This window comes from Bradyrhizobium cytisi, from assembly GCF_008123515.1.
GTDB lineage: Bacteria > Pseudomonadota > Alphaproteobacteria > Rhizobiales > Xanthobacteraceae > Bradyrhizobium > Bradyrhizobium cytisi.
The window spans coordinates 85765-112003 of record NZ_VSSR01000002.1 but is presented as its reverse complement, the minus strand read 5'-3'; the positions used below and the strand labels follow the sequence as shown (position 1 = coordinate 112003).

The window sequence follows — 26239 nt, the reverse complement described above, 5'->3', positions numbered from 1 at the left end:
CTACACTCACGTGATCCGGCCTGGCCGGATCACGTTTCTTGAGACATAGAAATCGAGATCGCCGCGATGGCCTTTACTGATATTTTCATCAAGCGCCCGGTTCTGTCGGTCGTCGTCAGCCTGCTGATCCTGCTGATCGGACTGCGCGCGGCGATGGTGCTGCCGATCCGGCAGTACCCGAAGCTGTCGAATACGGTCATCAACATCACGACCGTTTATCCCGGCGCGTCCGCAGACCTGATCCAGGGCTTCATCACGACGCCGATCGAGCAGGCGGTCGCCTCCGCCGAAGGCGTGGACTACATGACCTCGTCCTCGGTGCTCGGCACCTCGACGATTCAGGTCTACATCAAGCTGAACTTCGATCCGAACCAGGCGCTCACCGAGGTGCTGGCCAAGACGAATTCGGTCAAATATCTGATTCCGAAGGAATCGAACGATCCGGTCGTCACCAAGACCACGGGCCAGACAACGGCCGTGATGTATCTCGGCTTCTCCTCCGAGGAGCTGTCGGGCTCGGCGATCTCCGATTATCTGACGCGCGTGGTGCAGCCGGTGCTGTCGACCGTCGACGGCGTGGCCTCGGCCGATATTTTGGGCGGCCAGACCTTTGCGATGCGGCTGTGGCTTGATCCCGTGAAGATGGCAGGCCGCAGCGTATCGCCGGCCGATGTCGCGTCCGCGATTGCAGCCAACAACTTCCAGTCTGCGGCGGGACAGACCAAGGGCTATCTCATCGTTTCCAACATCTCGACGAACACCAGCCTGACCGACGTCAACCAGTTCCGGAAGATGATCGTCAAGGCCAAGGACGGTGGCTTCGTCCGGATGGAGGATATCGCCACGGTCGAACTTGCGGCGCAGAGTACCGACGCGAGCGTCGCCTTCAACGGAGAGCATGCGATCTTCATTGGTGTGAACGCGACGCCGCAAGGCAATCCGCTGACGCTGGTCAAGGGCGTGCGGGCGCTGTTCCCGGAGCTCGAGCGCAATCTGCCGCCGTCAATGAAGATGAAGGTCGCCTACGATTCGACCAAGTTCATCCAATCCTCGATTGACGAGGTGGAGAAGACGCTGGGCGAAGCCGTCATTATCGTGATCGTGGTGATCTTCCTGTTCCTGGCCTCGCTCCGTTCGGTCATCATTCCGGTTGTCACCATCCCGCTGTCTATGATCGGCGTCTGTACCCTGATGCTGGCGCTGGGCTTCAGCTTCAACTTGCTGACCTTGCTCGCGATGGTGCTCGCGATCGGCCTGGTGGTCGACGACGCTATCGTGGTGGTGGAGAACATCCACCGCCATCTCGAAGAAGGGAAGACACCGGTGCAGGCGGCGCTCGAAGGCGCGCGCGAGATCGTCGGCCCCGTCGTCTCGATGACCATCACGCTTGCGGCGGTGTATGCCCCGATCGGTTTCCTCGGCGGTCTCACCGGTTCGCTGTTCCGCGAATTCGCCTTCACGCTCGCCGGCTCGGTGATCGTGTCGGGCGTGATCGCGCTGACGCTGTCGCCGATGATGTGCTCGGTGCTCCTCAAGAACACCGAAGAGGGCCGCTTCGCCAAGCTCGTCAACAGGGTGTTTGGCGCGCTGACGCGCTGGTACGGCCGCAGGCTTGACCGCTCGCTCGACTACAAGACGATCACCGGCCTGTTCGCCGTGACGATCCTCGGGCTTGTCGGCTTCCTCTATATGCACACCTCGAAGGAACTGGCGCCCGAGGAAGACCAGGGTATCGTGTTCGCGGTCACCAAGGCGCCGAAATACGCCAACATCGACTATGTCGATTTCTACGGCGAGAAGCTCGACAAGGAATTCCAGAAATTCCCCGAGACCGATTTGCGCTTCGTGCTGAACGGCATCAACGGTCCGCAAGGCGGCATCGCCGGCATGCTGCTCAAGCCGTGGGAAGAGCGCAAGCGGTCGTCGATCGCGCTGAAGCCGCTGGTCCAGGCCGAGCTCTCCAAGATCGAGGGCGTGCAGGCCTTCGCATTCAACCTGCCGCCGCTGCCGGGCGGTCCGGGCGGTCTGCCGGTGCAGATGGTCATCAACTCCACCGCGGGCTACCAGACCGTCTTTGAGCAGATGGAGAAGCTGAAGGACGCTGCCCGCAAGAGCGGCATGTTCATCGTCTCCGACAGCGACCTCGCCTATAACCAGCCGAACGTGCAGGTCACGATCGACCGCACCAAGGCGCAGGATCTCGGCGTCAACATGCAGAACCTCGGCAGCACGCTCGCGGTTCTGCTTGGCGGCAACTACATCAACCGCTTCAATCTCGAGGGCCGGTCCTACCAGGTGATCCCGCAGGTGCCGCGCAGCGATCGTCTTTCGCCGGAATCGCTCGGCGGCTACTATGTGACGACCAACACCGGACAGCAGCTCCCGCTGTCGACCGTGGTCTCGATCAAGACCAAGACCGACCCGAACTCGCTGACGCATTACAATCAGCTCAACTCGGCGACGTTCTCGGCCGTGCCGATGCCCGGGGTGACCGTCGGCGCTGCGGTGGAGTTCCTTGAGAGTGAGGCCAAGAAGCTGCCGCAGGGTTTCAGCCACGACTTTCTCGCGGATAGCCGGCAGTATGTTCAGGAAGGCAACCAGCTCGCGATCACCTTCGGTTTCGCGCTGATCATCATCTTCCTGGTGCTGGCCGCGCAGTTCGAGAGCTTGCGTGACCCGCTGGTGATCATGATCTCGGTGCCGATGGCGATCGTGGGAGCGCTGATCCCGCTGTTCTTCGGCGCGGCCACCATGAACATCTACACTCAGGTCGGTCTGCTCACCCTGGTCGGCCTGATCACCAAGCACGGCATCCTGATGGTGGAGTTCGCCAACGAGCTCCAGGTCAATGAGCGGCTCGACCGTCGATCGGCGATCGAAATGTCTGCCCGCATCCGCTTGCGGCCGATCCTGATGACGACGGCTGCGATGGTCACGGGCCTGATCCCGCTGCTGACGGCAAGCGGCGCCGGTGCGGCCAGCCGCTTCTCAATCGGTCTCGTGGTCGTGGCCGGCATGTCGATCGGCACGCTGTTCACGCTGTTCGTGCTGCCGGCCGTCTATGTCGTGCTGGCGACCGACCATCGCGCGGCGGCCGATTCCGAGCGTAACAAGCAGGTCAATGAACTCGACGTCGGCGCCAAGGCGCTGCGGCCGACCTGACCTGACCTGACCTAAGCTCGATTTGCGTGCGAAGCGGCAATAGCCACGGCTGTTGCCGCTTTTTCTTGTCGCGCGGTATCTCGTGCTATGATCGCAGCTGCGCCGTGATTGTGCGCTTGAGGCGGGTTGTCGGATGAAGAGGCGCGAATTTCTGGCAGTGCTTGGCGGGGCGGCATTGGCGCGCCCAGGCATGGCGTCGGCCGATACGCCGGGTCGTATCTATCGCCTGGGTACGGTGGCCCCGATCGCGCCGGTGACCGCGGAGAGCCGGGGCGGCAAGATCCTGATCAAGGTGCTCGAAGAGCGCGGTTTCAAGCTTGGCCGCAACCTGACCTTCGAAGCGCGGGGCGCACTTGGCGACGTCGCGATGCTGCCCGCGCTCATCACAGAGCTGAAGGCCGGGAACGTCGACGTCGTCGTGATCATTGGCTACCCGACGGCCATGGCCGCCAAGGCCGCCGGCATTGCCACTGTCGCGGCCAGCGGCGTCGGTGATCCCGTCGAGACCAAGCTGATCGAAAGCCTGGCGCATCCAGGCGGCAAGATCACCGGCATTTCGGACGTCGCAGCGACGCTCAGCGCCAAGCGGCTGTCGCTGCTCAAGGAGGTTTCGCCGAAACTGACCAAAGTCGCGATGCTCTGGAACAAGGACGACCTCGGCATGACCATGCGCTATCAGGCATCCGCGAAGGCGGCCCAGGCGCTCGGACTGACCGTGCAAGCGCTCGGCGTGCGCGAGCCCGACGATTTCGACGAAGCCTTTTCGGCGATGAACAACGATTTGCCCGACGGCATCCTGATGGTGGCGGACGCGCTGACCGTTCTTAATCGCGAGCGCGTGTTCGAGTTCGCCGCGGTCCGAAGGCTGCCGGCGATCTACGAATTCGACCAATTCGCCCGCGACGGCGGCCTGATGTCCTACGGTGCGGATTCTTCGGAATCGTTCGAGCGAGCGGCCGCGCTGGTCGCCCGCATTTTCAATGGGGCAAATCCCGGCGACCTGCCGTTCGAGCTCCCGACCCGCTATCCCCTGGTGCTCAATCTCAAGACGGCGAAGGCGACCGGACTTGAAATTCCACCCACCTTGCTGGCACTTGCCGACGAGGTCATTGAGTAACCCAGTGCGCTGCGGCGGGAGACAAGGTTCGGCCTTCTTGCTAGGCTTGGGGGAATGAGCATTTCCGTCCATCCCGACACTCCGCAAACCAGGACCCTGCCGCGCGCGGCCGAGGGCGGGGTCGCGTCCGGCGAGGCGGGGCGGGGGATCAGGACCCGGCTGTTCACCAAATATGTCGCGCTGTTCGTGGCCGTGGTCGCCGTCGCCCTGCTGGCCAATGGCCTGTTCGAGGTCTTCTTCTATTATCGGGAGCACAAGGCCTCGCTGATCCGGGTCCAGCACGAGCAGGCCGAGGCGGCGGCCGCCAAGATTGGCCAGTTCATCAAGGAGATCGAGAGCCAGCTCGGCTGGACCACGCAATTGCCGTGGTCGGCGGGCTCGATCGAGCCGCGCCGGTTCGACGCGCTGCGGCTGCTGCGTCAAGTGCCGGCGATCACCGAGCTCGCCCAGGTCGACGCGACCGGCAGAGAGCGCCTGCGCGTTTCGCGGCTGGCGATGGACGCGATCGACAGCGGCGTCGATCTGTCGGACGATCCAAAATTCACGCAGGCGGTCGCGCACAAGGTTTTTTACGGGCCGATCTATTTCCGCAGGGATTCCGAGCCCTACATGACGCTGGCGCAGGCCGGCGCCCGTAAGGATGCGGGCGTCAGCATCGCAGAGGTCAATCTCAAGCTGATCTGGGACGTCGTGTCCCAGATCAAGGTCGGCGAGCACGGACACGCCTATGTGGTCGGCCCGGAGGGACGCCTGATCGCGCATCCCGACATCAGCCTCGTGCTGCGCAACACCGACATGTCCAAGCTCGAGCAGGTACGCGGTGCTCAGGCCGGTGGCGGCGCAATGCCGGATGCATTGCAGGAAGCGACCAACATCCAGGGGCAGAAGGTCCTGACGGCCTCCGCGCCGATCGCGCCGCTCGGCTGGACCATGTTCGTCGAATTGCCGGTCGAGGAGGCCTATGCCTCGCTCTACGCATCGCTGCAGCGGCTCGCGATCGTCCTGCTCGCAGCCTCGATCTTCGCGGTGCTCGCTGGAATATTCCTCGCGCGCCGCATGGTTGGCCCGATCCAGGCGCTGCGCAGCGGTGCCGAGCGCATCGGCGGCGGCGATTTCTCTCAGCGCATCTCCATCAAGACCGGCGACGAGCTCGAGGAGCTAGCCGACCAGTTCAACGACATGGGCGCGCGCTTGCAGGAATCCTACGCGGATTTGGAAAAGAAGGTCGAGGTACGAACGGCCGAATTGAGCGAGTCGCTGGAGCAGCAGACAGCGACTTCGGAGGTGCTACAGGTGATCAGTTCGTCTCCGGGCGAACTCACGCCGGTTTTCCACAAATTGCTCGAGAATGCCACGCGCGTCTGTGGCGCGAGTTTCGGGATCATGAACCTGTGGGACGGCGAAGGCTTCACCATCGCGGCTGACTACAACGTGCCGCCTGCGTTCGCCGCTTCGCGAAGAGATGTGGCGATACGCCCTCATCCGGAGAGCGCGCTCGCTGCGGTCGTCAGGACGCGTCAGGTCGTTCACGTTCACGATGTGCAAAGCACACCGGCCTATATTGCGGGAGGACCAAGCATTCGCGGAATCTCCGATGTGGCCGGTGCCCGCACGATCGTCGTCGTACCGATGCTGAGGGAGAGCGAGCTGATCGGCACGATCGCAGTCTATCGCAAGGAGGTCCGTCCGTTCACCGATAAACAGATTTCTGTGGTCGAGAATTTCACGAAGCAAGCCGTCATTGCCGTCGAGAATGCGCGGCTGCTGAATGAGTTGCGCAAACGCACGATGGAACTCTCGCAGTCCCTTGATGAGTTGCGCGCGGCTCAGGGCCGCCTGATCCAGACCGAGAAGCTGGCCTCGCTCGGCCAGCTCACGGCTGGCATCGCCCACGAGATCAAGAACCCGCTCAACTTCGTCAATAATTTCTCGTCGATCTCGGCGGAGCTGATCGACGAGCTCAACGAGGTCCTGCAAACGGCATCGCTCGACGGCAAGACGAAGGACGAGGTGGACGAGCTGACCGGCATGCTGCGGGGGAATCTCGAGAAGGTGGTGCAGCACGGCAAGCGCGCCGATTCCATCGTCAGGAACATGCTGTTGCACTCGCGCGAAGGCTCCAGTGAGCATCGCCCCACCGACATCAACGCGATCGTGGAGGAGAGCCTTAATCTTGCCTATCACGGCGCGCGCGCCGAACGGCCGTCGTTCAACGTGACGCTCCAGCGCGACCTCGATCCGGCCGCCGGGATGGCCGACGTCTATCCGCAGGAGATCACTCGCGTCTTCCTCAATCTGATCTCGAACGGCTTCTATGCTGCGGCCAAGCGCAAGGAAAGCGCCGCGGATGGATTCGAACCGAGCTTGAGCGCTGCGACGAAGAATCTCGGCGGCAAAGTCGAGATCCGGATCCGCGACAACGGCACCGGTATTCCGCGGGACGTGAAGGAGAAGATGTTCAATCCCTTCTTCACCACCAAACCGGCCGGCGAGGGCACCGGGCTTGGTCTGTCCATGAGCCATGACATCGTCGTGAAACAGCACGGCGGCACGATCGACGTGAACACCGAGCCCGGTGTCTTCACCGAATTCATCATCTCCCTGCCGCGCGTCATGGCGGCAAGCGGTCCTTCCGGAGGCAAGACGTGAACGTTTACATCCTGGTCGTCGATGACGAGCCCGATGTCGAGGCGCTGTTCCGGCAGCAATTCCGGCGCGATCTGCGCGCCGGCCGTTTCCAGATGGAGTTTGCACCCTCGGCGCCCGATGCGCTGAGGCTCGCGGCCGAGGTTCGCGACCCCTCGTTGATCCTGATCCTGTCCGATATCAACATGCCCGGCATGAGCGGGCTCGACATGCTGCCCAGGGTGCGCGCCGAGCATCCGCATGTTCCGGTTATCATGATCACGGCGTACGGCGATGCCGAGACGCGTCGCAAGGCGATCGAGCGCGGCGCCATCGGGCTCCTCACCAAGCCGATTGATTTTGCGCTGCTGCGCCAGCAGATCGACACAAGGCTCGAGCAAGCGGCATGACCCCGACCATCCTCTTCGTCGACGACGAGCCCGACCTCGAGGCGCTGATCCTGCAGAAATTCCGCAGGCAGATCCGCGACGGGCTCGTCTCCATCATGTTCGCGCGCGACGGTTTGGAGGCGCTGGAATCGCTCGAGCAGAACCCGCAAGTCGATATGGTGGTCTCGGACATCAACATGCCCAGGATGGACGGGCTGTCGCTGCTGCAGAAGTTGCAGGAAGCCGAGGACAAGAAGTCGACCATCATCGTCTCGGCCTATGGCGACATGAGCAATATCCGCACCGCCATGAACCGCGGTGCGTTCGATTTCCTGACCAAGCCGATCGACTTCACCGACCTGGAAACCACGATCGATAAGACCCTTCGCCACATCGAGATGTTGCGCGAGGTGCGTCGTCGTCAGGCGGAGGCCGAGCGCGCCCATGCTGCGCTGTCGCGCCACTTCTCGCCGGAGTTGGCCAAGCGTCTGGCGGCAAGCGGCGAGGGCGAGGGGATCGAGGTGCAGTGGCGCGATATCGCGACCATTTTCACCGATATCACCGGCTTCACTTCGCTGGTCGAGAGCGCGCCGCCCGAGACGCTGGGCGCGCTCCTCAACGAATATGTCGGCGGGATGACCGAAGTGGTGTTCGCGCATGACGGCACCGTCGCCAAGATCATCGGTGATGCGATCCAGGTGCTGTTTAACGCGCCCGGCGATCAGCCGGACTATGCGACGCGTGCGGTCGCATGCGCCCATGATCTGGATGCGTGGGCACAGGAGTTTTGTGCGCGCCAAAGTGATCGAGGCGTGGATTTCGGAGCCACCCGCATCGGCATTCACGCCGGGTCAGCACTGGTCGGCAATTTCGGCGGGAACCGCTTTTTCGACTACACCGCGTATGGGGACACGATCAACATCGCCGCGCGGCTGGAAGCTGCGAACAAGCAGCTGGGCACCCGCATCTGTGTCAGCTCCAGTGTCGCCGAGGCAGCCAGGAACTTCCAGGGGCGACCCGTCGGCGATCTGATGCTGCGCGGGCGCAGCGAGCCGCTGCGCGCGTTCGAGCCGCTGCCGCGCGAAAGATTCGAGGCGCCCGAGACGGCGCAGTATTCCGAGGCCTTTGCCAAGATGCAAGCCGGTGACGCCGCGGCCATGCCGACCTTTGCCGCGCTGGTCGGCGCGCACGCCGACGATGCTCTCGCCGGATTTCACTTGAGGCGCCTGCTCAACGGCGGCAAGGGCATCCGCATTCAATTGGATTAGGAGCTCGTCATGACGCGTGAATTCTCCGCCGGCAACTATCGGTTCATTCCCTCCGTATTTCAGTACTCGGCTGGGGCTGCCGCCGATGACGGCTATGAGATCGAGCGCGTCCGGTTCGATCGCCTCGTGCCTCTGGCCGAGGGGTTTGCGCTTGCGGCAAAGTTCATCCAGGAGGCAGGGCGTCCGTTGACGGCTTTCTGTGCCTGCGAGCTGCGTTCGCCGGCCGCCTTCAGCGAGGAGGGCTTCCGCGCGTTCAACCTGCATTACGTCAAGATGCTGTCGGAATGGGGCATCTTCGACGGCACCACCAATCCGGTGGCGCGCAGCAATGTCTGTCCGGAACTCGATCCGCCGTCGGAGCCGTCGTTCTATGCGTTCTCTTTCACGCGCCCGACCAACTCCAAGGCGCCGTCCTTCGTCATTGCCGGCGGCGCCGAGGCGCGCGAGGGCCGCGGGACCTATGTCGAGCGCACGGTACGCTACCGCGACCTCAGCCCGGAGGGTTTGCGCGAGAAGGTGCGGTTCACCACCACGTCCCAGATGGAGAACCGGATGACGGCGTTTGGATTTGGCTGGAAGGACACGACGGGCGTGCAGGCCTACTCCGTGCACGACTTCCATCACGCGCTCGTCGATGAACTGGTTCGGCGTGGTGCACTACGCTCAGGTCTCACCTGGCACTTTGCGCGGCCGCCGGTGGTCGACCTCGAATACGAGATGGATTGCCGCCGCGTGATGCGCGAGAGCGTGATCTAGCGCTGGCGCGGGTCGAGGGCGTCGCGCAGGCCGTCGCCAAGCAGGTTGAGCGACAGCACCACGAGGAAGATCGCCAGCCCCGGCCAGATCGCCATCCAGGGCGCCTGGGTCAGGAAGCGTTGCGCTGCGTTAAGCATGCTGCCCCAGGACGGCGCCGGCGGCTGCTGGCCAAGGCCGAGGAACGATAGCGCCGCCTCGGCGATGATCGCTGCAGCGATAGAGAGCGTGGCCTGAACCAGCAGTGCGGGCAGGATGTTCGGCAGGATGTGCGAGACGGCGATGCGCCAGGGCGGATTGCCGAGTGCGCGCGCCGCTTCGACATAGTCCTCGGCCTTGACACTCAGCACCTGGCCGCGGGTCAGGCGGATGAAGATGGGCGTTGCCGAGATGCCGATCGCGATCATGGCGTTGCCAAGACTCGGGCCGAGGAACGCCGCCAGCGCAATCGCCAGGATCAGGAACGGGCAGGCCAGCATCGCATCGGTGATCCGGCTGATCAGCGCATCGGTGAAGCCACCGCGATAGCCGGCGATGAGGCCAAGCGGCACGCCGATGCCGAGCGCGATCGCGACCGAGATAAGGCCTGCCAGCAGCGAGGCCCGCGCACCGTAGACGACACGGCTCAGGATATCGCGGCCGAGCTCGTCAGTGCCGAACCAGTGCGCCATTGTGGGCGGCTTGCGCACCAGGCTCCAGCTCGTCGCGACGGGGTCGTAGGGCACGATCAGAGGCGCCAGCAGCGCGAGCAGGATGAAGGTGGTGAGGACCGCGAGGCCCGCAACCGCCGCCTTGCGCTTGAACAGGCGGCGCCGCGCGCGGCGCGCCGGGCTGTCCAGCTCGTCGGCTTGCACAAGGGGGCCGGACAGGGCGGCGTCGGTCATGGCCTAGCCCCTCAGCCGCGGATTGACGAGGATATAGGCGACGTCGGCGACCAGATTGAGCGTGATGTAGACGGTCGCGGTCACCAGCACCACGCCCTGCACGACGGCATAGTCGCGGTTGAACACGGCGTCCACGATCAGCTTGCCGAAGCCGGGAATGGAGAAGATCTGCTCGGTCAGCACGGCGCCGGAGAGCAGCGTGCCGAGCTCGAGCGCGCCGAGTGTGATGATCGGCGTCAGCGCGTTGCGCATGGCATGCTTGAGGATCACGGAACGCTCGGAGAGGCCCTTGGCGCGTGCGGTGCGGACGTAATCGCTTTCCAGCACCTGGAGCATGGCGCTGCGCGTATGCCGCATCAGGACCGCGGAAATGGCGTTGCCGAGCACGAAGGCCGGCATGATCGTGGCGGCAAGGCTCGCGCGCCAGTTCTCGGTGAGCGGCACGTAGCCGGAGGCCGGCAGCCAGCCGAGCTCGATCGAGAACAGGAAGATCAGCATGATCCCGAGCCAGAAGTTCGGCGTCGAGATGCCCCACAGCGCGAAGAAGTTGGCGCCGTAGTCCCAGGCCGTTCCCTTCTTCACGGCGGCGACGATCCCGGCGGGAATGCCGATCAGAAAGGCGATGATGATCGCCATCGAGCCGAGCTGCAGCGTCACCGGCAGCTTTTGCGCAATCAGCTCGCGCACCGGCATCTTGTTGCGCAGGGACTCGCCGAAATCGCCAGATAACACGCCCTTCATCCAGTAGGCGTACTGCACGGGGACCGGTTGATCGAGCCGGTATTGGTGGCGGATCTGCTCGATCACGGCCGGATCGCGCTCTTCGCCCGCCATCACCAGGGCGGGATCGCCCGGCAGCAATTGCTGCAGCGAGAAGATCAGCACCGACACGAAGAACAGTGTCGGCACGATCTGCGCAAGCCGGCGGGTGAGAAAGTTCAGCATCGCCGCGGCGTCACTTCAGCTTGAGGCCGACGACGCGCACGAGGCCGTCGGGCATCTGCTTGTAGCCATCGAGCTTGGTCGTATGCGCGATGATGATGCGGCGGTGATAGAGATAGAGCAGCGGCTCCTCATCCTGGACTAGCTTCGCCAAAACTTCGTAGCTGGCCTTGCGCTTGGCAAGGTCGGTCACGAGCCGCGCGTCCTCCAGCGCCTTGTCGGCCTGCGTATTGTTCCAGTCGCCGTAATTCTGAGGAGCGCCACTGTGCAGGAAGATGAAGGTGTTGCCATCAGGATCGACGCGGCCACTCCAGGCGAGCATGAAGGCCTGGTAGTCGCCGGCCTCGGCCTGCTTGAGCCCGGTTGCAAATTCGGTGACGCGGATCTTCATGTCGAAGCCGGCCTCCGCCGCCATCGACTGGATCACTTGCGCCGGCGTCTCTGTCTCCGCTCCCTTCGGCACGAGGAAGTCGACGCCGACCGGCGGCGTCACGCCGGCTTCCTTCAGCAGCGCCTTGGCCTTCTCCACGTTGCGGGGACGGACCGGCAAGCTCTTTTGATAGTAGGGATGATCAGGATTGACCCATTGATTGCCGACCTGGAACTCGCCGTTGAACACGACCTGGTTGATCGCCTCTCGGTCGATGGCAAGGTCGAGGGCCTGCCGCACCTTGGCTGATTGGCTCAGCGGTCCCTTGGCCTTGTCCTTGCCGATGTTGAGCGTGATACCCTGATAGCCGAGCTCGATCGCGGTGGCGACCTTCAGCCGTGAATCGGCGCGCACCTCCTTGAGATCGGTGGCGAGCACGCGCTCGATCAGATCGAGGCCGCCGGATTTCAGGTTCGCCAGCCGCACGGTGGCGTCGACGATGGGCTGGAACACGATGCGATCGATGAAGATGTTGTCCCTGTTCCAGTAGTCCGCGAACTTCTCGAACACGATGCGGTCCTGCTGCACGCGCTCGACGAATTTGTAGGGGCCGGCGCAGACCGGGTGCAGACCGAACTTGTCGCCGGCTGCCTTTGCCGCTTTCGGCGACATCATCATGCCGGCGCGATCTGTGAGCTGGGCAAGCAGGGGCGAGAACGGCGATTTCAGCACCAGCTTGATGGTGAGGGGATCGACGACATCGATGTGGTCGACCGAGGCGAGCTCCGGCTTGCGGAACGAGCCGGGGAGGGTCAGATGGCGCTCAAGCGAGAATTTGGCGGCCTCCGCGTCGAACGGCTCGCCGTCGTGGAATTTCACGCCGGGCCTGAGCTTGATGACGAGGCCCCTGCCGTCATCGAGCGTCTCGCTCGACAGCGCGAGCTGGGGCACGATGTTGAGCTTCTCGTCGATGTCGAACAGCTTGTCGCAGAATGCGGCGAACACGATGCGGCCGACATAGGTGCGCGCCATCGAGGGATCGAGGATATCGGGGTCCTCGGCAAGGCCGATGCGCAGCGTGGTCTGCGCCTGGGCGGCTCCAAGCGACAGCAGGAACGCAGCCGCGGTTGCGGCCAGGCGAAACATCTTCATCGGACAGTCCCCATTGCTCCGGCTACGTCGTTGTAGGCCTTGCACTCTGTATACCAACCCCGGCCAGGCTCGCGCCTTCCGTCTTTCGGCTGAAGGCGGCGACTAATTTTGCCAGTTCCGGCGTGAATCCTCCGGCTGTGGGCAGGATGGTGTCGGCCGGGGGCAGCTCGCTGACGCGATGGCAGGCGGTGGCGTGGCCTGCCTCGTCTGCCACCAGCGCCGGCGCCTCGGCGCGGCAACGGTCGATCACGAAGGGGCAGCGGGTGTGGAAGCGACAGCCGGCCGGCGGATTGAGCGCGCTCGGGGTCTCGCCCTGCAGTACGATCTTCGCCCGCCTTGCGTGAGGCTGCGGCAGCGGAATCGCGGACAACAGGGCCCGGCTGTAGGGATGGCGTGGCTCGGCGAACAACTCGCCCGCATCGGCTTCTTCGACAATCTGGCCGAGATTCATCACCGCGACGCGGTCGGCGATGTGCTTGACCACTGCGAGATCATGCGAAACGAAGATGTAGGCCAGACCAAGCCGGTCCTGGAGCTCGCGCAGCAGGTTCAATATCTGCGAGCGGATCGAGACGTCGAGCGCCGAGACCGGCTCGTCGCAGATGATCAGCTTCGGCTCGACCGCAAGCGCGCGCGCGATGGCGATGCGCTGGCGCTGGCCGCCGGAGAACTCGTGCGGATAGCGCCGCGCCAGCCGCGGTTCGAGCCCCACCAGCCGCAGAAGCTCCGCGACGCGCTCGCGCCGGTGTGCCGTCGGCACGAGATCGTGCAGCGCCAGCGGCTCGGTCAGAATCTGGCCGACCGTCATGCGAGGATTGAGCGAGGCGTAGGGGTCCTGAAAGATGATCTGCGCCTCGCGGCGGAATTTGCGGAGCGCATCCGGATCGAGTGAGAGCAGATCGCGGCCGTCGAATCGCACCGTGCCCGCGTCTGGCTCGATCAGCCGCAGCACGAGGCGGCTGACAGTGGACTTGCCGCAGCCGGATTCACCGACCAAAGCGAGGGTCTTGCCGGGCTCGAGTGTGAAGCTGACACCATCGACCGCTTTGACATGGGCCAGCGCCCGGCCGAACAACGAGCGCCGGGCGACGAAATGCTTGACCAGGCCTTTGACCTCGAGGAGAGCGGTCATCCTCGGCGCTCCCCGCGAAATCCGGTCTCGTGTCCCGGGCGCGGCGCAGCACGAAGTGGTGCGACGCTGAACCGGGACCCAGGTTGTTGCCGCATGGGCCCCGGTTCAGCAGCGCAGCACTGCGCTTCGCTTGTGCTGCGCTGCGCCCGGGGCAAGATGGAAGAAGGCAGCGCCATCACGACACCAGACGTTCGAGCGGCGCGCGGATGCAGCGCGAGAGGTGGCCGGGACTGAGTTCCAACAGCGGCGGCGGCGCAATGGTGCAGGCGTCCAGCACGAACGGGCAGCGCGCCGCGAAACGGCAGCCTGCGGGCGGCTGTGCCATGTTCGGCACCATGCCCTCGATCGTCGCAAGCTGTTCGGCGCGATGGTCCAGACGCGGGATCGAGCCGAGCAGTCCGACCGTGTAGGGGTGCTGCGGCGCGGAGAACAATTCGTCGACCGGCGCGCGCTCGACGATCTCGCCGGCATACATCACCGCGACTTCGTCGCAGACTTCGGCGACGACGCCGAGGTCGTGGGTGATCAGAATGATCGCGGCGCCGCTCGCGGCCTTCAGCTCGCGCATCAGCTCCAGGATCTGGGCCTGCAGGGTGACGTCGAGTGCAGTGGTCGGCTCGTCGGCGATCAAGAGCTGTGGATCGCAGGCAAGCGCCATCGCGATCATGACGCGCTGGCGCATGCCGCCGGAGAGCTTGTGCGGATATTCGTCGATCCGACGCTCGGGCGAAGGGATGTGCACGCGGCGCAGCAGCTCGATCGCCCGATCCCGTGCGCTGCGGCGTGAGCCGCCGCGATGGCGCAAAATGGTCTCGATGATCTGGTCGCCGATGGTGAAGCTCGGGTTGAGTGAGGTCATCGGCTCCTGGAAAATCATCGCGAGCCGGTTGCCGCGCAAGTCGCGCAGCGTCTGGTCCGAGGACTTCAACAGGTCGAAGCCCTCGAAGCGGATCGTGCCCGATATCTCCGTCGTCTGCTTCGGCAGCAGGCCCATGATCGCGAGCGAGGTTACGCTCTTGCCGCAGCCGGATTCGCCGACGAGGCCGAGCGTTGCGCCATTGGCGACGCTGAGATCGACGCTGTCGACCGCATGGGTGATGCGGCCATCGTCGCCGTGGAAGCGGATGCGCAGATCCTTGATCTCGATGAGAGGGCTTGCGCTCATGCTTGTCTCGCCCGCGCCGCGGCGATGCTGGCGTCGATGACGCTGCGATCGGTGTTGCCGGCCGGGTTCTGCCGGGTCGGCATGGAAGAGCGGAAGTGGACCCAGAGTTCGTGGCTGACCCGTTCGAGTCGCTCGAGCTCGCCGAGCGGGTCGGGATGATCGTCGGTGCGGATGTCCAGCGCCGGCCATTCCTCCTCGCCGTGGATCAGCAGCGCGGCAGATTGCTTGCCGCGCTTGTCGCCGCCGGCGGCTTCGCCTGCGCGCATCGCCGCAAGCAGTCGGCGCGGGAAGGGCAGGCAGTCATTGGCGATGTAGGTCTTTGCCGTCTCGGCGAGCACGTCGGCGCCCGCGAGCATGTTGCCTGCGATCGAGAAGCCGCTGCCGGCGATGTGCCCGCACCAGTCGACGCAATCGCGCCCGATATGCGCGGCGATCGCGCCACTCGCATCCATGATGTGGATCTGGCGGCTCTCGCGGCCGTCGTCGGTCGCGACCAGGGCGGCGAGCACGTCATGGGCGTTCAGGCCTTCGCGTAGCAGCTTGATGCCGTCGATGCCGTAATAGGGATTGACGAAAGCTTGCGTTGCGATGGCCCCGAGGCCTGCCGCGATGTAGGGCACACGTGCGCCGACCGCGAAGAAGCGGGTCGCTACCGCAATGCCGAACTGGCCGGTGGCAGGATCGCGCGCGATGATCGACCAGGTCATGTGCTGCCTTCAGCGTCCCGCGGCGTAGCCCTGCATGCCGCGCGGATTGGCGGCGGCGCGGCGGCGCACGCCGACACGCGAGGCGGCGGTGAGGCGGCCCTCGGACCAGTCGGGGCCGACCTCGACGATATGCCCGCGCTCGCGAAGGCTCTCGATGGTTGCCTTCGGCACGCGGTTTTCGACCACGAGCACGCCGGGACGCGCGGTGCGCGGCCAGAACGAGATCGGGAAATGCTCGGAGTGCCAGGCCGGTGCGTCGATCGCCTCCTGGAGGTTGAGGTTGCAATGGACGTGGCGCAGGAAGAACTGCGTGATCCATTGGTCCTGCTGATCGCCGCCGGGCGAGCCCCAGGCGAGGTAGGGCTCGCCGTCACGCAGCGCCATGGTCGGCGACAGCGTGGTGCGCGGCCGCTTGCCCGGTGCGAGTGCTGCCGGGTGATCTTCCTCGAGCCAGAACATTTGCGCGCGGCTGCCGAGGCAGAATCCGATCTCCGGGATCACCGGTGAAGATTGCAGCCAGCCACCCGACGGCGTCGAGGACACCATATTGCCTGCCTTGTCGATGATGTCGAAATGCACGGTGTCGCCGCGGACCTCGCCGAAGCGCCCCACGGTGGGCTCGCCGGCGCCGAGTGCGCCGACGGCCTCGCGTTGGCCCTCTGCACGGCGCAGCTTGACCACACCGCCAAAACCTTCGATCGATCCCGGGATGAAATCGAGCGACGCCTTGTCGGTGACGAGCTTGCGGCGCTCGTCGTTGTAGGCGTCCGACAGCAGCGTTGCGATCGGGATTTCGCTGAACTTGGGATCGCCGTAGAACTTTTCGCGGTCGGCGAAGGCGAGTTTTGCGCATTCGATCTGGAGATGGATGAACTCCGGCCCGGTCGGATCGAGCCCGTCGAGCGCGAAGCCTTTCAAGAGCGCGAGCTGTTGCAGGGTCACCGGACCCTGGCTCCAGACGCCGGCCTTGCAGACGGTGTAGCGGCCATAATCGTAGGTGAGGGGCGCCTCGATCGTCGGCTGCCAGCGTGCCATGTCATCGGCGGAAAGCACGCCGCGATGCGGCGAGCCACTGACGTCCATCACCTCCTGGGTCCGGCAGAACTTGTCGATGGCCTCCGCGACAAAACCCTGGGACCAGGCATTTCGCGCACGCTCGATCTCGGCGTCGCGGCCTCCGCCACCGCTTTCGGCTTCGCTGAGGATGCGCGCGTAGGTCGCCGCCAGCGTCTTGTTGGTGAAGAGCGTACCGGGTTTCGGGACCTCGCCGTTCGGCAGGTAGAGAGCGGCCGAGGTCGGCCAGTGCTTGCGGAACAATTGCTCGACGGTCTGGATCGTGGCGCAGGCGCGCTCGACCAGCGGATAGCCGTCGCGGGCATAAGAGATCGCGGGCTCCAGCACGTCGCGCACGCGCATCGTGCCGTAGTCGCGGAGCAGCATCATCCAGGATTCGAAGGTGCCGGGAACGCAGGCCGCGAGCAGGCCGGTGCCCGGCACCATGTCGAGGCCCTCGCTCTTGTAATGCGCGATGGTGGCGCGTGCCGGTGCCGGGCCCTGGCCGCAGATCACCTCGGTGCGGCCGCGCTTCACGTCATGGACGATAACAGGCACGTCGCCGCCGGGTCCGTTCAGATGCGGCTCGACGACCTGAAGCGTGAAGGCGGTGGCGACACCGGCGTCGAAGGCATTGCCGCCCTTTTCCAGAATAGCCATGCCCACGGCGGTTGCGATCCAGTGCGTGGTTGCGACGACACCGAACGTGCCCTCGATCTCGGGGCGCGTCGTAAAGGGATCGGGATTGACGTTGCTGGCCATGGGCTACCTCATTTGCGGCGCGCGCAATTGATCACAGGCAATGCCGTGCGGCCAATGCACAGGCCGCATGGCACGCGCGCGTCACGCCGGGACCGGCGCGGTGTTAACCGCATGGCAGGCGACGCCGTCGATCAATTCCGGAGCTTGCTTGCGACAGAGGTCGAACGCCAGCGGACAGCGCGGATTGAAGGCACAGCCGGGCGGCGGATTGATCGGGTTCGGGATCTCGCCCTTCACTGGAATGCGCTGGCGACCGGACATCGCGAGATCAGGTACGGCGCCCAGCAGCATCTTGGTGTAAGGCATGCGTGGACGGGCAAACAGCTCGCGCCCCTCCGCGATCTCCACGATCCGGCCGAGATACATCACGCCGACCCGGCTCGCCATGTGGCGGACCACGGCGAGGTTATGGCTGATGAACAGATAGGTCAGGCCGAACTTGTCCTGCAGGTCGCGCATCAGGTTCAGGATCTGCGCCTGCACGGAGACGTCGAGCGCCGAGGTCGGCTCGTCACAGACGATGAATTCGGCGTCGGAGGCGAGCGCCCGCGCGATTGCGATGCGCTGGCGCTGGCCGCCAGAGAATTCGTGCGGGAATTTCAGGCGGTCGTCGGGGTGCAGGCCGACGAGGCTGAGCAGCTCGCCGACGCGCGCCTGGATGTCGCGTTCGCCCTGGATCAGGTCGAAGGCGCGGATTGGCTCGGAGATGATGGCATCGACGCGGAAGTGCGGGTTCAGGCTCGCATAAGGATCCTGAAAAATCATCTGGATGCGGCGGCGCAGCTTTCGGCGCGCTGACGCCTGCCGCGGATCGGTCATCGAGACGCCGTCGATCAGGACGTTGCCGGAGCTCGGCGGCAACAGGCCGACCACCATCCGCGCCACCGTGGTCTTGCCTGAGCCGGACTCACCGACCAGGGCAAAGGTCTCGCCTTTCTTGATGTCGAAAGTGACGTGATCGACAGCCTTGAGATATTCGAGATGTCCGCCTTCCAGCAAGCGGTTGAGCCAGGGCTTTGAGACGTCGAAGACGCGGCGGAGATTTGTGGCCTGGACAAAGGGGGCGCTCATGCCGCGGTCTCCGCCGGCACGCTGTCATAGAGATGGCAGGCAACCGATTGTGTGCCACGCGACAGCGGCTCTGGCCGGTCGACGCGGCAGCGGTCGAAGGCGGAGGCGCAGCGCGGATTGAACGAGCAGCCGCGGGGGATCGCCGACAGGCGCGGCATGGAGCCTGGAATCTGCACGAGACGCTTGTCGTCGCCGGCAAGCGTCGGGATCGCGCCCATCAATCCTTTGGCGTAGGGGTGCAGCGGGTTCCTGACCACGTCCTGCACCGGGCCGATCTCGGCAACGCGGCCGGCATACATCACCGCGACGCGGTCCGAGGTCTCGGCGATCACGCCCATGTCGTGCGTCACCAGCATCACGGCGGTGCCGTGGTCGCGGCCGAGACGCTTGATCAGCGAGATGATCTGGGCCTGCACGGAGACATCGAGCGCGGTGGTCGGCTCGTCCGCGATAATCAGTTCCGGCTCGGCGCAGATCGCCAGCGCAATCACCACGCGCTGGCGCATGCCGCCGGAGAATTCATGAGGGTAGCCGTCGATGCGCTTGTCCGGCGCGGGAATGCCGACCTCGGCGAGGAGGTCGATGGCACGGCGGCGGGCGGCCTGTTCGGAGAGATTGAGGTGGGTCCGGATCGTTTCCACGATCTGGTCGCCGACCTTGTACAGCGGATTGAGGGAAGTGAGCGGATCCTGGAAGATCATGCCGATGCGCTTTCCCCTGATACGGCGCATCTCTTCCGGCGGCAGATTGTCGATGCGCAGGCCCGCGAGATGGATCTCGCCACCGGCGATGCGGCCGGGCGGATCGATCAGGCCGATCACCGAGAGCCCGGTGACGGATTTGCCGGCGCCGGATTCGCCGACCACGCCGAGCACTTCGCCCTTGGCGATGTCGAAGGATACGCCGTCGATCGCACGCAGCGTGCCGCGGCGGGAGGCGAACTCGACCTGAAGATTGCGGACGGAGAGAACAGGTGCGGTCATGAACGGTGCATACTCATCGGAGTTTCGGGTTGAGCGCGTCGCGCAGCCAGTCGCCGAGCAGGTTGATCGACAGGATCAGGGCCGCGAGTGCGATTCCGGGGAATGCGACGATCCACCATTCGCCTGCGAACAGATAGCCGTTGCCGATACGGATCAGCGTGCCGAGCGACGGCATGGTCTCGGGCATGCCCGAGCCGAGGAACGACAGCGTTGCCTCGGTGATGATGGCGAGCGCGAGGTTGATGGTGGCGATCACGAGGATCGGGCCCATCGTGTTTGGCAGCACGTGGCGCAGCATGATCACGGGGGCGGGCAGGCCGATCAGTTGCGCGGCTGCGACATAATCCTTGTTCTTCTCGACCAGCACCGAGCCACGCACCGTGCGCGCGTACTGCACCCAAAAACTCAGCCCGATCGCGAAAACCAGGACCGCCAACATGCTCATCTCGTCGAGCTTGTTGCCAAAGACCGATTTGGCGATGCCGTTGATCAAGAGCGCGATCAGGATGGCCGGAAAAGAAAGCTGCACGTCGGCGATGCGCATGATCAGCCCGTCGACGGCGCCACCGAAATAGCCGGCCGTCAGCCCGAGCATGATGCCGAGCACGCCGGACAAGACCACGCCGAGTACGCCGACGAGAAGCGAGATGCGCAGGCCGTAGAGGATCGCAGACAGCACGTCGCGGCCCTGCTCGTCGGTGCCGAGCAGGAATGGGCTCTGGCCGTCGGCGGTCCAGAGCGGCGAGATGCGCGAATTCATCAGCTGGAGCTGCGCCGGGTCGAACGGATTCTGCACCGACAGCACCGAGGCGAAGATCGCGAGCAGGAAGAACAGCAGCGTCACTGCGGCCGCGATCATGGTGATCCTGGAGCGGCGGAAGGAATAGAACAGGTCGCTGTCGAGCGCGCGCTTGAACCAGCCTGGTGCGGCGGCGGCGCGCTTCTCGGTGCTGTGTGGAACGACGGCCTCGCTCATGTCAGTGCGCCCGGCTGACCGTCGAGCGCAGCCGCGGATCGACGATGGTGTAGAGAATATCAACCACGAGATTGATGGTGACGAAGATCAGGGACACCATCATCAGATAGGCTGCCATGATCGGGATATCGACGTTCTGAACCGCCTGCACGAACAGGAGTCCCATGCCCGGCCATTGGAATACGGTCTCGGTGATGATTGCGAACGCAATGACCGAGCCAAATTGCAGGCCCGCCACGGTGATCACCGGAACCAGCGTGTTGCGCAGCGCGTGGCCGAAATGGATCGCCCGCGTGGTGAGCCCACGGGCGCGGGCGAAGCGGATGTAGTCGGTCCGCAGGACCTCGAGCATCTCCGCGCGGACGAGCCGCATGATCAGCGTCATCTGGAACAGTCCGAGGGTGATCGAGGGCATGATCAGCGCTTTCAACCCTGACCAAGTCAGGAGCCCCGTCGTCCACCAGCCGATATGCACGACATCGCCCCGCCCGAACGAGGGTAGCCAGCCGAGTGTCACCGAAAACAGGTAGATCATGAGAATGCCGATCAGGAAGGTCGGCAGCGAGATGCCGATCAGCGAGACGGCCTGGAATACATGCGTGAGCCAGCTGTCACGACGCAGCGCGGAATAAACGCCCATCAGAATGCCGCTGACCATTGCGAAGATGGTTGCAACGATGGCCAGCTCCAGCGTCGCCGGCATCCGTTCCATCAGCAGGTCGGTGACGGGCAGCCGGAACTGGTAGGACACGCCGAACTTGAATTGCGCGGCATTACCGACATAGCGGCCGAACTGCACGATGACGGGATCGTCGAGGCCGAGCGACTTGCGGATCGCAGCGCGTTCGGCGCCCGACGTATCCATCCCGACCATCTGGTTCACGGGATCGCCGGCAAAGCGGAACATCGAGAACGAGATGATCCCGACGGCGATCATGACACCGATGGCCTGGATGGCCCGGCGCAGTGTGAAAGCGAGCATCTGTTCCTTTCACATCTCTTCAGCAGCACGCATCATTGCGTTAGCCCGAAACAGCAAGTCCCGGAAGCCAGGGCTTCCGGGACTTCACAACTTGTCGACACCTACTCGTCCTGCTTGGTCGCCCAGTAGAGCATGACCATGTTGTCCGCGCGCTGGGTCAGCTTCACTTTCTTCGAGACGCCCCAGGCGAGCGCCTGCTGGTGCAGCGGGACGTAGGCCCAGTCCTTCATCGAGACCTCGAAGGCCTGCTTGATCAGGAGATCGCGCTTGCCCACATCGGGTTCCACGAGGATCTGGTCTGCGAGCTCGTCGAACTGCTTGTTGCAATAGCCGGCGAGATTGGCCTCGCCGCGGTTGGGATCCTTGGGATCGTCCCGGCAGCCCATGATGTCGTGCAGCACGTTATGGGCGTCGAGCGTATCCGGAGTCCAGCCCAGCATGAACAGCGAAGTCTTGTAGCCGCCGGGCTTCAGCACCTTGGCGAAATACAGCGCCTTGGGTTGCGCCAGCAGCTCCACCTTGATGCCGATACGGGCGAGCATTCCGACGACGGCCTGACAGATCGCGGCGTCATTGACGTAGCGATCGTTGGGGCAGTCCATCGTGACTTCGAAACCCTCGGGATAGCCGGCGTCCGCCAGGAGCTTCTTGGAGGCGTCGGGATCGAACTTCGGCCGGGTGAAGTCCTTCGAGAGCGTAAAGATCTCCGGTGCGACCATCAATGCGGAAGGCGTTGAGAGCCCGCGCATGACGCGATTCTTGATCAGGTCGACATCGATCGCCCGGTACACGGCTTCGCGGACGCGAACGTCCTTGAACGGGTTCTTGCCCTTGACGTTGGAGTACAATAGCTCATCGCGCTGCTGATCCATGCCGACGAAGATGGTGCGGAGTTCAGGTCCTGTCAGCACAGTGGCGTTGGGGCTCGCTTTGACGCGCTCGATGTCCTGGACCGGAACCGGTTCGATCACGTCGACCTCGCCCGACAGCAGCGCCGCGACACGCGTGGCCGGGTTTGCGATCGGCGTGAAGATGATCTCCTTCAGATTATGCTCCGGCTTGCGCCACCAGTTCGGATTTGCCTTGAAGACGGTCTTCACGCCCGGCTGATGGCTCTCGATCGTGAAAGGGCCAGTGCCGTTTTCATGAAGCGAGGCATAGCTCGGGGTCGTGGCGGCGGCCGGCGTCGGTGCCACCGCATCGTTCGCCTCTGCCCATTTCTTGTCCATGATGTACCAGGTCGCCCAAAGCGCCGTCAGGATCGGATTGGGCGAGGTCAGGACGAAATCGACGGTATAATCGTCAATCTTGACCGCCTTGGCATCGGCGGGAACGCGGCTCTGGAAATTCGAGCCCTTCGCCCGCACGCGCTCGGCCGAGAATATCACGTCATCGGCGGTGAAGGGGTCGCCATTGTGGAATTTCACGCCCTTGCGCAGATGAAAGCGCCAGCGTGTCGGCTCCGGGGTCTCCCAGCTTTCGGCCAGCGCCGGGACGACTTTCAGGTCCTTGCCGCGGGCGACCAGGCCCTCATAGACGTGGCCGAGATGCGCACTGGTGGTCGACTCATTCAGCGTGTAGGGGTCGAGCGACTTCAGCTCACCCTGGTTGGCGTAACGCAGCGTCTGGCTCGATGCCGGCGAGACCGCCAACGCAAAAACACCGGCGAGCGCCGCCGCAAACAGACTTCGTCCGACTGACATTCTTGACCCTCTCCACTCGCCCGCACCGTCATTTTTGTTGTTCGGCGGGGCCGATCGATCCATGTTGCCCAGAGTTCTCGACCCGTGCAAGCGCCATTCCAGCAAGGAACGCGCCAAGTTGCACCGCTTTGCAGCAATGCTGACCAACAATTTAGCGGCGAGAGCCGCGTGGACGACATTGGACTTTCGGCCAGCCGGGTCCCGAGAATGAGGGCGGGGGCGGCCCGCCGGCGCCATTCGCGCCGACAATTTGATTGACCATATCCGCCGATTGCGGAAGCCGGTTTCCGACCCGACGTCTCAGGTCGCTCGTCTCAGGTCGCTTGCGTCGCACACCATGTCGCGGCGATACTGTGTGACGCCGCTCGAATCTCATCCGGAGGGGATATGAAAGTTAATATCGAAATCGACTGCACCCCCCTTGAGGCCCGCCAGTTCTTCGGATTGCCGGATGTGTCGCCGATGCAGGTTGCCGTCATGGAAAAGCTGCAGCAGCAGGTCCTGAGTAATATCGACAAGGTCTCGCCGGAATCGCTGATCCAGAGCTGGTTCACCTTCGATCCCAAAATCGCCGAGCGGTTTCAGGACATGTTCGTCACCATGGCCGGTCTCGGCGGCCCGCGCAGCAGCGACAAGAAGAAGTAATGCCGACCGCGCGCGACGGGGCGCCAGGCTCAGGCCGGCTTCGTCGGCCGGGCCTCGGCCTGCTGCTCGCGGAGGCGCGCAGCCTGCTCGAATTCAACGCCAGCGTCCTGCTGTCGCCGTTGCTGATGCGCGCGCCCCGGGGCGACGGCCATCCGGTGCTGGCGCTGCCGGGCTTTCTCGCCAGTGATCTCTCGATGGCGCCGATGCGGCGCTATCTCGGCGAGCTCGGCTATGACGCGCATGCCTGGCGGATGGGCCGCAATCTCGGCGGACTGGCGCGGATGCGGGAAGCCCTGCACACTCGCATCACCGAAATCCACGCCGCGAGCGGACGGAAGGTCAGTCTGGTCGGATGGAGCCTCGGCGGCGTCTATGCCCGTGATCTCGCGCTCCAGGCGCCCGAGATGGTCCGCAATGTCATTACGCTCGGCAGCCCCTTTGCCAATGATGTACGGGCCACCAATGCGACGGCGCTCTATGAGGCGTTGTCCGGCGAGCGGGTCGAGGATTTTGCGGAAGCGCGTGAAGCGATCGCCGGCGATCTTCCGGTACCGGCGACGTCGATCTATTCGCGCGCGGACGGCGTCGTGAATTGGCGGACTTGCCTGCTACATCCCTCCGACCGGGCCGAGAATATCGAGGTGCATTTCGCAAGCCACATCGGGCTCGGGGTGAACCCGGCTGCCTTGTGGGCCGTGGCGGATCGCCTGGCGCAACCGGAGGGGGAGTTCTGGCCATTTGACCGGGCTGGTCCGTTTGCCATTGCATATGCCCCGCCGGAGCAGGCAGTATCGGCCTGACGAGAAGCGCCGGCAAAGGCGCCCGTCGAATACGAGCGGAGGGAACTATGGCTGACGGTAAGAAGCTGTCGTCGCTGGACGCGTCGTTTCTTTATCTGGAAACGCCGGAAATGCCGATGCATGTCGGCAGCATGGCGATCTTTCGCCTGCCTGACGATTACAAGGGCGACTTCTTCGAAGACTTCAAGGCGATGATCGTCTCGCGGCTGCACATCGCGCCGATTCTGAAAGCGCGCCTGGAGAAGGCACCGCTCGACATCGATCATCCGACCTGGGTCGAGGACGATCAGTTCGACATCGACCGCCATATCTTCCGTGCCAGCCTGCCGGCGCCGCGCGACCGCGCCACGCTCGAGCGCATCGTCGGCTGGATGCATGCCAAGCTCCTGAACCGTGCTCGTCCGCTCTGGGAGTTCTACGTGTTTGAGGGCATGAAGGACAACGAGGTTGGGCTTTATTCCAAGATGCACCATGCCGCCATCGACGGCGGTGCCGGTGCGGCCCTGACCAACATGATCTACGACATCTCGCCGATCCCGCGAAAGGTCGAGCCGCCGACGGGCGGATCGAAGCCGGGACAGGAGCCGCGCGATATCGCGGCGAACCTGCTCGATTCCTATCAGCAGCTCTTCACCCAGCCGCTCGATGCCTCGGCGGCCGCGAAGAATCTTCAACTGCCGCGCACCGGCAAGAGCGACATCGGTTCGATCCTGTTCGACAATGCGATGTACCAGATCGAGAGCGCGGTACGCTTTGCCGGCAATATCCCGACCATGGTCAAGAGCGTTTCCGACGTGCTCGGCAAGATTTCCGATCCGAAGTCGCGCGAGAGCCTCGCCAGCATGGTGTCGCCGCCGACCATGCTCAACAAGTCGATATCGTCCGAGCGCAGCTTTGCCGGCGTGTCGATCTCGTTGTCGCGATCCAAGGCGCTGGCCAAGCAGGCCGGCGGCAAGCTCAACGACGTGGTGCTGGCGCTCGCCTCCGGCGTGGTCCGCCGCTACCTCCTGCAATACGCCACATTGCCGGCGAAATCGCTGACCGCAGCCGTGCCGATCTCGCTGCGTGAGGAGGGCAACACCGAGGCCAACAACCAGGTGTTCGGCATGATCTGCTCGATCGCGACCAACATCGATGATCCCAAGGCGCGGCTTGAAGCCATCATCGCGCAGTCGGTCAAGTCCAAGGAGATGTCGCATCCGCTGCGCGCCCTGATGCCGCAGGTCTCCAACATCTCGATGCTGGGCGCACCGATCATCGTCCAGATCATGGCGCTGCTCTACAGCCGCTCCGACCTGTCGGATGTGCTGCCGCCGGCTGCGAACATCACCGTCTCCAACGTGCCGGGTCCGCGGCAGACGCTCTATGCCGCAGGTGCCGAGCTGCTGCACATCTTCCCGGTGTCGATCTCGACACATGGGCAGGCGCTGAACATCACCGTGCAGAGCTACCGCGACCAGCTCGATTTCGGCTTCATCGTCGGCGCCAACATCATTCCCCACGTGCAGGTGATGTGCGACATGCTGCCGGAGGAGTTTGCTGCGCTCGAAGCGGCGTATGCGCCGCCCGCGGCCGACATCAAGGGCGCGGCTGAGTAG

At 64.2% G+C, this 26239-nt stretch carries 21 protein-coding genes; 9 read left to right on the top strand and 12 right to left on the bottom strand.

Features of this window, described 5'->3' with window-relative positions:
- The first annotated feature begins 66 nt into the window (after nt 1-66).
- The 6 genes from FXB38_RS01170 to cnbZ all read left to right on the top strand — a co-directional run bounded on the left by FXB38_RS01170 (nt 67) and on the right by cnbZ (nt 9317).
- Nucleotides 67-3162 carry a MexW/MexI family multidrug efflux RND transporter permease subunit gene (locus FXB38_RS01170; RefSeq protein ID WP_148748954.1) on the top strand — a complete coding sequence of 1032 codons (3096 nt, stop codon included), beginning with the start codon at nt 67-69 and terminating at the stop codon, nt 3160-3162.
- Nucleotides 3163-3295: 133 nt separating this feature from the next.
- The gene (locus FXB38_RS01165) at nt 3296-4279 is read left to right on the top strand and encodes an ABC transporter substrate-binding protein (RefSeq protein WP_148748953.1); all 984 of its coding nucleotides are present in this window, start codon (nt 3296-3298) and stop codon (nt 4277-4279) included.
- Between the two features lie 54 nt (nt 4280-4333).
- Nucleotides 4334-6928, top strand: coding sequence for a cache domain-containing protein (locus FXB38_RS01160; protein ID WP_148748952.1), 2595 nt, complete (start codon nt 4334-4336; stop codon nt 6926-6928).
- Nucleotides 6925-7314, top strand: a complete 390-nt coding sequence (locus tag FXB38_RS01155) for a response regulator (RefSeq protein WP_148748951.1) — start codon at nt 6925-6927, stop codon at nt 7312-7314. Before FXB38_RS01160 ends, FXB38_RS01155 begins: the two co-directional genes overlap by 4 nt.
- Entirely contained in the window at nt 7311-8561 is a 1251-nt protein-coding gene (locus FXB38_RS01150; protein WP_148748950.1) for a response regulator, read from the top strand. Before FXB38_RS01155 ends, FXB38_RS01150 begins: the two co-directional genes overlap by 4 nt.
- A gap of 9 nt (nt 8562-8570) precedes the next feature.
- Nucleotides 8571-9317 (top strand): 2-amino-5-chloromuconate deaminase CnbZ, encoded by a 747-nt coding sequence (gene cnbZ, locus FXB38_RS01145; protein WP_148748949.1) that lies wholly within the window; start codon nt 8571-8573, stop codon nt 9315-9317.
- Here cnbZ and FXB38_RS01140 read toward each other — a convergent pair.
- The 12 genes from FXB38_RS01140 to FXB38_RS01085 form a co-directional block, all read right to left on the bottom strand.
- The gene (locus tag FXB38_RS01140) at nt 9314-10198 is read right to left on the bottom strand and encodes an ABC transporter permease (protein ID WP_148748948.1); all 885 of its coding nucleotides are present in this window, start codon (nt 10196-10198) and stop codon (nt 9314-9316) included. The genes cnbZ and FXB38_RS01140 overlap by 4 nt on opposite strands.
- Before the next feature lie 3 nt (nt 10199-10201).
- Nucleotides 10202-11143: an ABC transporter permease gene (locus tag FXB38_RS01135; RefSeq protein WP_148748947.1), complete on the bottom strand. Its 942-nt coding sequence runs from the start codon at nt 11141-11143 to the stop codon at nt 10202-10204.
- 10 nt (nt 11144-11153) lie between these two features.
- Entirely contained in the window at nt 11154-12662 is a 1509-nt protein-coding gene (locus FXB38_RS01130) for an ABC transporter substrate-binding protein (RefSeq protein ID WP_148748946.1), read from the bottom strand.
- A gap of 22 nt (nt 12663-12684) precedes the next feature.
- The gene (locus FXB38_RS01125) at nt 12685-13794 is read right to left on the bottom strand and encodes an ABC transporter ATP-binding protein (RefSeq protein WP_148748945.1); all 1110 of its coding nucleotides are present in this window, start codon (nt 13792-13794) and stop codon (nt 12685-12687) included.
- A 175-nt stretch (nt 13795-13969) separates the two neighbouring features.
- Nucleotides 13970-14959, bottom strand: a complete 990-nt coding sequence (locus FXB38_RS01120) for an ABC transporter ATP-binding protein (protein WP_148748944.1) — start codon at nt 14957-14959, stop codon at nt 13970-13972.
- Entirely contained in the window at nt 14956-15666 is a 711-nt protein-coding gene (locus tag FXB38_RS01115; protein WP_148748943.1) for a DUF1028 domain-containing protein, read from the bottom strand. Before FXB38_RS01115 ends, FXB38_RS01120 begins: the two co-directional genes overlap by 4 nt.
- A 9-nt stretch (nt 15667-15675) precedes the next feature.
- Complete coding sequence (locus FXB38_RS01110; RefSeq protein ID WP_148748942.1) at nt 15676-17481, bottom strand: gamma-glutamyltransferase family protein; 1806 nt, start codon at nt 17479-17481, stop codon at nt 15676-15678.
- Nucleotides 17482-17562: 81 nt separating this feature from the next.
- Nucleotides 17563-18552 carry an ABC transporter ATP-binding protein gene (locus tag FXB38_RS01105; RefSeq protein WP_148748941.1) on the bottom strand — a complete coding sequence of 330 codons (990 nt, stop codon included), beginning with the start codon at nt 18550-18552 and terminating at the stop codon, nt 17563-17565.
- Complete coding sequence (locus FXB38_RS01100) at nt 18549-19535, bottom strand: ABC transporter ATP-binding protein (RefSeq protein WP_148748940.1); 987 nt, start codon at nt 19533-19535, stop codon at nt 18549-18551. Before FXB38_RS01100 ends, FXB38_RS01105 begins: the two co-directional genes overlap by 4 nt.
- Nucleotides 19536-19548: 13 nt before the next feature.
- A complete protein-coding gene (locus FXB38_RS01095) occupies nt 19549-20511 on the bottom strand; it encodes an ABC transporter permease (RefSeq protein WP_148748939.1) in 963 nt (320 codons plus the stop codon).
- Nucleotide 20512: 1 nt separating this feature from the next.
- Entirely contained in the window at nt 20513-21493 is a 981-nt protein-coding gene (locus tag FXB38_RS01090) for an ABC transporter permease (protein ID WP_148748938.1), read from the bottom strand.
- A 101-nt stretch (nt 21494-21594) separates the two neighbouring features.
- A complete protein-coding gene (locus FXB38_RS01085) occupies nt 21595-23196 on the bottom strand; it encodes an ABC transporter substrate-binding protein (RefSeq protein WP_148748937.1) in 1602 nt (533 codons plus the stop codon).
- A 387-nt stretch (nt 23197-23583) separates the two neighbouring features.
- On the opposite strand from FXB38_RS01085, the gene FXB38_RS01080 reads away from it, so the two are divergent.
- The 3 genes from FXB38_RS01080 to FXB38_RS01070 are packed head-to-tail and all read left to right on the top strand — an operon-like array spanning nt 23584 to nt 26239.
- Nucleotides 23584-23841, top strand: coding sequence for a DUF6489 family protein (locus FXB38_RS01080; protein ID WP_148748936.1), 258 nt, complete (start codon nt 23584-23586; stop codon nt 23839-23841).
- Nucleotides 23841-24641 carry an esterase/lipase family protein gene (locus tag FXB38_RS01075; RefSeq protein WP_148748935.1) on the top strand — a complete coding sequence of 267 codons (801 nt, stop codon included), beginning with the start codon at nt 23841-23843 and terminating at the stop codon, nt 24639-24641. The genes FXB38_RS01080 and FXB38_RS01075 overlap by 1 nt, the downstream gene beginning before the upstream one ends.
- Before the next feature lie 47 nt (nt 24642-24688).
- Nucleotides 24689-26239, top strand: coding sequence for a wax ester/triacylglycerol synthase family O-acyltransferase (locus FXB38_RS01070; protein WP_148748934.1), 1551 nt, complete (start codon nt 24689-24691; stop codon nt 26237-26239).

Coding starts and splice junctions, on each gene's coding strand:
- FXB38_RS01115 (WP_148748943.1), bottom strand. CDS start 15,666: ATGACCTGGTCGATCATCGCGCGCGATCCTGCCACCGGCCAGTTCGGC.
- FXB38_RS01135 (WP_148748947.1), bottom strand. CDS start 11,143: ATGCTGAACTTTCTCACCCGCCGGCTTGCGCAGATCGTGCCGACACTG.
- FXB38_RS01080 (WP_148748936.1), top strand. CDS start 23,584: ATGAAAGTTAATATCGAAATCGACTGCACCCCCCTTGAGGCCCGCCAG.
- FXB38_RS01090 (WP_148748938.1), bottom strand. CDS start 21,493: ATGCTCGCTTTCACACTGCGCCGGGCCATCCAGGCCATCGGTGTCATG.
- FXB38_RS01105 (WP_148748941.1), bottom strand. CDS start 18,552: ATGAGCGCCCCCTTTGTCCAGGCCACAAATCTCCGCCGCGTCTTCGAC.
- FXB38_RS01170 (WP_148748954.1), top strand. CDS start 67: ATGGCCTTTACTGATATTTTCATCAAGCGCCCGGTTCTGTCGGTCGTC.
- FXB38_RS01075 (WP_148748935.1), top strand. CDS start 23,841: ATGCCGACCGCGCGCGACGGGGCGCCAGGCTCAGGCCGGCTTCGTCGG.
- cnbZ (WP_148748949.1), top strand. CDS start 8,571: ATGACGCGTGAATTCTCCGCCGGCAACTATCGGTTCATTCCCTCCGTA.
- FXB38_RS01095 (WP_148748939.1), bottom strand. CDS start 20,511: ATGAGCGAGGCCGTCGTTCCACACAGCACCGAGAAGCGCGCCGCCGCC.
- FXB38_RS01165 (WP_148748953.1), top strand. CDS start 3,296: ATGAAGAGGCGCGAATTTCTGGCAGTGCTTGGCGGGGCGGCATTGGCG.
- FXB38_RS01100 (WP_148748940.1), bottom strand. CDS start 19,535: ATGACCGCACCTGTTCTCTCCGTCCGCAATCTTCAGGTCGAGTTCGCC.
- FXB38_RS01160 (WP_148748952.1), top strand. CDS start 4,334: ATGAGCATTTCCGTCCATCCCGACACTCCGCAAACCAGGACCCTGCCG.
- FXB38_RS01070 (WP_148748934.1), top strand. CDS start 24,689: ATGGCTGACGGTAAGAAGCTGTCGTCGCTGGACGCGTCGTTTCTTTAT.
- FXB38_RS01130 (WP_148748946.1), bottom strand. CDS start 12,662: ATGAAGATGTTTCGCCTGGCCGCAACCGCGGCTGCGTTCCTGCTGTCG.
- FXB38_RS01085 (WP_148748937.1), bottom strand. CDS start 23,196: ATGTCAGTCGGACGAAGTCTGTTTGCGGCGGCGCTCGCCGGTGTTTTT.
- FXB38_RS01140 (WP_148748948.1), bottom strand. CDS start 10,198: ATGACCGACGCCGCCCTGTCCGGCCCCCTTGTGCAAGCCGACGAGCTG.
- FXB38_RS01150 (WP_148748950.1), top strand. CDS start 7,311: ATGACCCCGACCATCCTCTTCGTCGACGACGAGCCCGACCTCGAGGCG.
- FXB38_RS01110 (WP_148748942.1), bottom strand. CDS start 17,481: ATGGCCAGCAACGTCAATCCCGATCCCTTTACGACGCGCCCCGAGATC.
- FXB38_RS01125 (WP_148748945.1), bottom strand. CDS start 13,794: ATGACCGCTCTCCTCGAGGTCAAAGGCCTGGTCAAGCATTTCGTCGCC.
- FXB38_RS01120 (WP_148748944.1), bottom strand. CDS start 14,959: ATGAGCGCAAGCCCTCTCATCGAGATCAAGGATCTGCGCATCCGCTTC.